We start from the raw sequence: 6,176 nt of genomic DNA, 5'->3' as shown, positions 1-6,176 counted from the left end.
GTTTTCTCCCTTGGTTTGGTCGCCTATTAGGATAAACTCAGTTTATGCTGATAGGGAGGAGGCTCAATGATTATCAAACCACTCAAGGCTCTCGCTTCGCTTGCTGGGACGCTAACACATGGGCTGCGTCACTTCGTTCCTAATTTTAGCCCATGTGTTATCGCCCCTTAGTGGGGTGTTATGTTTCGAGTAAACCATGGCATTAATTGAAGATTTTGAGAAAAAAGCAATTACTCTGTTGTGTAGTGGAATTTTACCCAACTCGGTCTTGCATTCGGTTATAAACTTTCCAGAGTCAGTAGAAGTAAAATTCACTGGCGCGGAATATATGCTTTTTATCAAGCACTTTGAACTTCCAACTGACCAACTGAAATTCGAACAACCTAGTGTTGCAGGAGAGTATCAAGGTCATCAGCTTACATTCAACATATTCATCGATGCTCAGATACTTTGCTTAGAATGCTCAAATTATTTAGGTCTTTGCATCTCAGAAGAGATAAGAAAAGGTAGTATTTGGGTTCATGCCACATAACAAAAAAATTAAGTCACTCACTTCGTTCGTTGGGACGCTAACACGCAGGGCCGCTTCGCTATTATGCCCTACGTATTATCGCCCCTTATTTAAAAGTTAGGTGCTGAATTGTGAGTTTTAGATTTTTCGTACTGTTTATATTTTCCTGGCCGGTAGCTGCGGGGGAACTGCATCTGGTATTTAGAGAATCTCACTTTCTGAACCAGTATCGGCACGAATTTTATATAAATGAGGCACAATACGTTTACATCGATGATCATTTCAAACTAAATGATGAAGGTAAATGGGTGCCAAAAATCCCAGCGTTAAAGATAAAGACTTTGAATTCAGACGACCAAACAAAGCTTATTAACCAACTAGTAGAGTTGGGAGTTGGCGAGTGGAAATCTGAATATCCCGCAAGTGATGTCTCATTAATTTGCGACGGGTTATCATTCACGCTTTACGTAAAGTCCGACACGCTTAATATGTATTCATCTGGTGGGTGTGACTTTCCGCCAAATTATGAAAAAGTCAGACAAATACTAGAAGATTTATGAACGCACCTAACAAAAAAATCATGTCGCCCGCAGGCGGGCTGGGACACAAACAGGCAGGCGGCTTCGCCATTATAGCCTGCCTGTTTGTGCCCCATATTTAGGTGTTAGTTGCCTACAGGAAATTTTTGCTTTTGGTGTAAAACTCGAAGAATGTGAATAATGTCGTCTTTTATGAAATATGAAACAATCATTGAAACCTCTGGAATTATTAACAATCTTCCCGGTATACCCTCTCTCTCAACTCCCATAAAAGGTTGCTGGTTCAAGTTTTCAACTTTATTCTCAATTATTGCATCAGTTTTTTCTGCTGCTAATGGGTTAAATTCGTATAAAAACTCGAAAATAGCCTCACGATCATCCAACGAACTTTTTTCCCATAAGATCATTTTTTGGCTTTATTCCTAATTTTCATTTTTCGAGCTTCCATGTCCAAGTTCGCTTCTTCATGACTGACGAACTTACTTTTCCCACTCTCTAATTTACTGAACGCAGCATTAACCTCTTCAGTAAGCCACTGATCATGAGTAATTATTTTTCGTTGCTGTTCAGCGAGTTCTTCCGTAAGCTCTCTGCAAGCGTCACTTAAAGTGCGTCCTTGGCTTTCGGCCATTATCTGAGCTAGCCGTTTAGTTTCTTCATCTACTCTAAACTGAATACGGGTATCCATGGTAAACTCCTTATGAAATGTACACACAAATGTTAGCACACCTATTGAATTTACGGCAACTAACAAACGCATTAACTCAGTCGCTGGCGCTCCTTGGGACAAAAACACGTAGGCTCCCCTCGCTTCGCTCGGTATTATAGCCTACGTATTTTTGCCCGTTATGCGGGTGTTATGTAGCAAAGGGAATTCAAAATGAAGCATTCTGAAGAACAGCTTTTTAAAGCCGTAGATGAAATTTTGTTTTACCTATGGGACCCTCTCGATTGCAAGGAAATACCAGCTGCGAGAGACGAATACCGTTCATATGTACCCAAGGTTCTTGATTATCTCACCTCTGATAACAACGAAGAAAAAATAGCAAAGTACCTCGCTGGTTTAGAGATAAATTCAATGGGAAGAAGTGTCGCTTCACAAAATTCAATTGAAATCGCAAGAATACTTATCGAAGCAAAGGATTGGTGTTTTGGGTAAGCTACATAACAACTCAATAAACTCACTCACTTCGTTCGTTGGGACGCATACACGCAGGGCCGCTTCGCCATTATGCCCTACGTGCCTGCGCCCGTTATTGAAAAGTTAGAAGGCGTCAGCCTAAACTGCGTTTGGCTTTATAAAAATTCCAGTTCAACCGCCCTCACCTGCTGTATCAAAATCGCCCTGGCTTTTGGTGGTTTTAACTTCGCCGCATTAACTTCAAAGGTCGCGCAATAGGCGCTTTATCGCCAAGTTCTTAATTCAATTTAGCAAGCGCCATTGCACTTGGTAGCTCAAATGGCGGCTTGCTCTAGTCAAATCACCAACATTACTCCATTGGCATTTTACTTGTTTGCTTTAACAATCAATCGTATGCTGGCTTTATTAGTTTTTAGAACTTCCAAAGGTAAAGGCTCTGCTTCTAACAAAGCGCTTAAGCCACTCCCTTCGGTCGCTGGGACGCCTATACGCGGGGCGGCTTCGCCATTATGCCCCACGCATCTGCGCCCCTTAGCTTAAAGTTATGCGATAAGGATATCGATTTGAATTTTCTGGTTGTCTTAGCTAGTTCTAGATCTAACGGTAATACTGCAAAGCTATCTAAAGAGATAGCAGAAAGCCTTCACGCTCAAATTGTTGACCTTCAAGAGCTATCGATTTCGTATTTTGATTACAAAAGTCGCAATATTTCTGACGACTTCATTCCGTTAGTTGAACGCATGGTATTATCAGACTTTGTTGTATTCGCTACGCCTGTATACTGGTATTCAATGTCGGCACAGTTGAAAACCTTCTTTGATCGGTTTACTGATTTGCTCACTGTAAATAAAGAGCTTGGTCGAAAACTGCGCGGCATGCCAATATCAGTAATTGCTACAGGAACAGATGCGGAGTTGCCTTCTAGTTTTACAGGGCAATTTGAACTAATTTCTAACTACCTTGGACTGGTCTATCATGATCCTCTGTATTGTTGCTGCCCGGATGAGTTTAACCCTCAGCAACACCAGCAGGCAATTCAAGGTTTTCTTGGCAAAATCGCATAACAAACTGCTGTAGTCGCTCGCGGGCTCGCTGGGACGCAAACACATGGGCTGCGTCGCTTCGCTCCTAATTTTAGACCATGTATTTCCGCCCCTAAGCAGGGTGTTAGCTTTCAATGAAAATTAAGCATTTCAAAACAGCATTCGGTTTTTTATTCGCAACGGTCGTGGTCGCATTCTTTGCTCCAATGGCCATAGAGATGAAATTTGTGCCAATCCCTCTAGGTATCTTCGTCTGGACGTTATTGATTGTTGGTATATTGGTGCCGTTTTCAGCATTACCTATTTATCTTATTTTTACGTCATGGCTTGGATTCAACTATAAATCTGTTGTTTTGGCCGCAGTAGTCGCTGTAGTCTTGGTCTCGTCATTCTTTGTATTTCCACACATGCATGAACGCTCTGTTGTAAATGGAATAGTGTTGGCAGAAAATGGGAGTGTAACTCTTTCAGGTTATTTACATGGCTTTGAGAGACTAATTGCGTTTGCGCTGGTCGGCTTCGTTGCCGGTAACACATTCTATTTTTCAGCATCGGTAGGAAATGAAAGCTAACAAACGCATAAACTCGCTCGCGAGCTCGCTGGGACAATAACACGTAGGCTCAGTCGCTTTGCTCCAATTTTAGCCTACGTGTTATTGCCCGTTATGCGGGGCGTTATGTTTCGAGTGGATGCCAGATGAAATTTCTCTTTATATTTGTTCTTTTAGGGAGTGTAGCCTGCACGTCGTTGGATGCTGAAAAAAATGATGTGGAAAGCAATTTCTTTGTAGGCATCCAAAATGACGTTTTAGTATATGAAGGGTCGATAACCAAGTCTTCGAACTTAGCGATTTTTCAAGCATTAAAAAAATCGAAGGAAAAGCCAAAAAGACTAATTATTTCAAGTCCAGGCGGAGAAATTGGTGCAGGGATGGATCTCGGTGAGTGGATACACAGCAATAAGCTAAATATAGAAATAAAAAATCTCTGCTTATCGTCGTGTGCAAACTATGTTTTACCCGCAGCTAATATTAAATACTTACATAAAGACACAATTTTAATGTGGCACGGAAGTGCTTGGCAGAAACAGTGGGATACCACAAATTCTGACGAATCATTTTATTCTAGCTATCTACCCAAAATGAGAAAAAGAGAAGCTGCCTTTTATCGTAGAATAGGAGTCGATAATCTTATTACTGTGTACGGACATAATGAAATGACCATATGGGATAAATTAAGATCTCTTTTTGGCAATGATTTAATAGGGTGGGATTACAGCTTAGATGATTTAGAGCGATTTGGTATATCGAAAATTATTCTCATAGACAATCATTGGAATTGGCGCGAGTATCAGCCTAAAGCTCGCAATGCGATAAAACGGATTACATTAAAAAAGAATTATTCGTTTATGCTTCATAGGTTTGAAACATAAAAAAAAATTAAGTTCGCCCGCTGCGCGGGCTGGGACGCAAACACGCAGGGCGGCTTCGCCATTATGCCCCACATGTCTGCGCCCGTTATTGAAAAGTTAGGCAATATTCAGCATAAGAGTAACCTTGGAGTAGAAATATGAGTGTTAGCGATCTCTTAGCTGTTGCAGCTATATTGGTTTCAATTTTATCAGCGGTATATGCTCGCTACTCTGTCAGTGAATCTAAACGAGCAAATTCCATTGCGCTTTTAGCTGAGCGCAAACAAATCTTTAAAGATTTTTACTCTCTAAAGTCCCACATGGTAGCTTTCGGCAATAGCGCAAAAATGAAAGAAGTAGTGAAATTTAATACTTCAATGCAAGGTGCCAAGCTTCTCCTCCCACAGTCACTAGCTGATGAGTTGGATACATATTTTAAAATATGTTTTGACATGGCGAGGGTATATGAAAAGTCGAAAGGATTTATCAGTGAAATTGAGGAAGAAGCATTTGACTTGGCAGAAAAGGAAATTGAATTTGGAAATCGTTTGGAAAAGCGGTTCTCAAGTTATATTACGGCTAGTATAAATGCCTAACAAAAAAATTATGCCGTGTGCGCAAGCGCACACTGGGACGCAAAAACGTGGGCTCGCGCGAGGCGCAATTATAGCCCACGCCTTTGCGTCTCATATTTAAAAGTTAGTTATTTAGTCAGGCACCGATGAAAAATTTTATATTAACTATATTACTTGTGATGTTACCAATGGGATTATTTGCAAAGGAAAGTAAGGAACAGAAATTTTGGAAGTGGTTTGTTAAAAACGAGACTACTATTTTCGAGTTTGAAAAAGATCAGGAAAAAGTTTTAGATCTAATATCATCTAAATTAACTTCGTATAGGGACGATGTTACATATGAAATTTCTCATGTTAAGAATGGTAAACGAGAATTTATCATAAGTGCAGATGGGATTGCAGATGCGTTTCCTTACGTGGAGTTATTAGTCAAAAGTGCTCCCGAGCTTAAACTATTCTCAATTATTGCATTTCGCCCAAGAATAGACGGTTATGAAGAGTTCAAATTAGAATATGCTGGCAGAGAGTTTGACGTTTCAAAAGTTTGGGTGTATTCCCGTGTAGAAGATGGCTTCTTCGATTTAATTGTTTACCACCCTGATTTCAACGAGCAAGAATCTAATATATTTATTTCAGGCTCATATATATTACTTGATATGGCTTTAGGCGAATATGATGTGGTAAAGAATATTCGCTATATTGATCATCAAGAGCTACCTGAAAATCCTGTAGAGCTAGGTTTAAAACCTTTCGCAGATCTCAGAAAAGTATTTGATGAGTATAAAATGACTAACAAGCCACTAAAGCAGGACTCGTAACAGTTGGCTCGGTTCCGCTTCGCTCCACATTTTAGCCAACAATTACTCGCCTCTTAGTGGGGCGTTATACGTACTTTTAGGATTTACTCTCAATGGAAGACGAAGCAATTAAAGTCCAGCGGACTACAGTATTAATCA

Annotated in this window: 10 protein-coding genes; 8 read left to right on the top strand and 2 right to left on the bottom strand. The window is 40.4% G+C overall.

Annotation, left to right across the window (positions count from 1 at the left end; all coding sequences use genetic code 11):
• Window positions 1-196 precede the first annotated feature (196 nt).
• Complete coding sequence (locus J5X92_RS20480) at window positions 197-532, top strand: hypothetical protein (RefSeq protein WP_126874074.1); 336 nt, start codon at window positions 197-199, stop codon at window positions 530-532.
• Between the two features lie 320 nt (window positions 533-852).
• Window positions 853-1,071, top strand: coding sequence for a hypothetical protein (locus J5X92_RS21190; protein ID WP_244361156.1), 219 nt, complete (start codon window positions 853-855; stop codon window positions 1,069-1,071).
• A gap of 104 nt (window positions 1,072-1,175) precedes the next feature.
• Here the strand turns inward: J5X92_RS21190 and J5X92_RS20470 are convergent, their stop codons facing one another.
• Together J5X92_RS20470 and J5X92_RS20465 are read right to left on the bottom strand one after the other, a co-directional pair.
• The gene (locus J5X92_RS20470) at window positions 1,176-1,457 is read right to left on the bottom strand and encodes a type II toxin-antitoxin system RelE/ParE family toxin (protein WP_126874075.1); all 282 of its coding nucleotides are present in this window, start codon (window positions 1,455-1,457) and stop codon (window positions 1,176-1,178) included.
• On the bottom strand, window positions 1,454-1,738 hold the full coding sequence (locus tag J5X92_RS20465) for a type II toxin-antitoxin system RelB/DinJ family antitoxin (protein WP_126874076.1): 285 nt from the start codon (window positions 1,736-1,738) through the stop codon (window positions 1,454-1,456). Before J5X92_RS20465 ends, J5X92_RS20470 begins: the two co-directional genes overlap by 4 nt.
• A gap of 192 nt (window positions 1,739-1,930) precedes the next feature.
• Here J5X92_RS20465 and J5X92_RS20460 point away from each other — a divergent pair, with 192 nt between their 5' ends.
• The 6 genes from J5X92_RS20460 (at window position 1,931) to J5X92_RS20435 (ending at window position 6,038) form a co-directional block, all read left to right on the top strand.
• Window positions 1,931-2,209, top strand: coding sequence for a hypothetical protein (locus J5X92_RS20460; RefSeq protein ID WP_013785559.1), 279 nt, complete (start codon window positions 1,931-1,933; stop codon window positions 2,207-2,209).
• A gap of 545 nt (window positions 2,210-2,754) precedes the next feature.
• A complete protein-coding gene (locus J5X92_RS20455; RefSeq protein WP_126873380.1) occupies window positions 2,755-3,255 on the top strand; it encodes an NAD(P)H-dependent oxidoreductase in 501 nt (166 codons plus the stop codon).
• A 113-nt stretch (window positions 3,256-3,368) separates the two neighbouring features.
• Window positions 3,369-3,806 carry a hypothetical protein gene (locus J5X92_RS20450; RefSeq protein ID WP_126873381.1) on the top strand — a complete coding sequence of 146 codons (438 nt, stop codon included), beginning with the start codon at window positions 3,369-3,371 and terminating at the stop codon, window positions 3,804-3,806.
• 125 nt (window positions 3,807-3,931) lie between these two features.
• Entirely contained in the window at window positions 3,932-4,666 is a 735-nt protein-coding gene (locus J5X92_RS20445; RefSeq protein ID WP_126873382.1) for a hypothetical protein, read from the top strand.
• Between the two features lie 137 nt (window positions 4,667-4,803).
• Window positions 4,804-5,241, top strand: coding sequence for a hypothetical protein (locus tag J5X92_RS20440; protein WP_126873383.1), 438 nt, complete (start codon window positions 4,804-4,806; stop codon window positions 5,239-5,241).
• Window positions 5,242-5,366: 125 nt separating this feature from the next.
• On the top strand, window positions 5,367-6,038 hold the full coding sequence (locus J5X92_RS20435; RefSeq protein WP_126873384.1) for a hypothetical protein: 672 nt from the start codon (window positions 5,367-5,369) through the stop codon (window positions 6,036-6,038).
• Window positions 6,039-6,176: the final 138 nt, after the last annotated feature.

Source organism: Alteromonas sp. K632G (genome assembly GCF_017653625.1).
GTDB lineage: Bacteria > Pseudomonadota > Gammaproteobacteria > Enterobacterales > Alteromonadaceae > Alteromonas > Alteromonas naphthalenivorans.
The sequence above is the reverse complement of the archived record's forward strand: the minus strand, read 5'-3'. Positions and strand labels throughout refer to the sequence as shown.

What these genes read in the sequence shown, in the direction of transcription:
- J5X92_RS20480 (WP_126874074.1), top strand. Translation starts at nt 197, where the DNA reads ATGGCATTAATTGAAGATTTTGAGAAAAAAGCAATTACTCTGTTGTGT.
- J5X92_RS20470 (WP_126874075.1), bottom strand. Translation starts at nt 1,457, where the DNA reads ATGATCTTATGGGAAAAAAGTTCGTTGGATGATCGTGAGGCTATTTTC.
- J5X92_RS20465 (WP_126874076.1), bottom strand. Translation starts at nt 1,738, where the DNA reads ATGGATACCCGTATTCAGTTTAGAGTAGATGAAGAAACTAAACGGCTA.
- J5X92_RS20460 (WP_013785559.1), top strand. Translation starts at nt 1,931, where the DNA reads ATGAAGCATTCTGAAGAACAGCTTTTTAAAGCCGTAGATGAAATTTTG.
- J5X92_RS20450 (WP_126873381.1), top strand. Translation starts at nt 3,369, where the DNA reads ATGAAAATTAAGCATTTCAAAACAGCATTCGGTTTTTTATTCGCAACG.
- J5X92_RS20445 (WP_126873382.1), top strand. Translation starts at nt 3,932, where the DNA reads ATGAAATTTCTCTTTATATTTGTTCTTTTAGGGAGTGTAGCCTGCACG.
- J5X92_RS20440 (WP_126873383.1), top strand. Translation starts at nt 4,804, where the DNA reads ATGAGTGTTAGCGATCTCTTAGCTGTTGCAGCTATATTGGTTTCAATT.
- J5X92_RS20435 (WP_126873384.1), top strand. Translation starts at nt 5,367, where the DNA reads ATGAAAAATTTTATATTAACTATATTACTTGTGATGTTACCAATGGGA.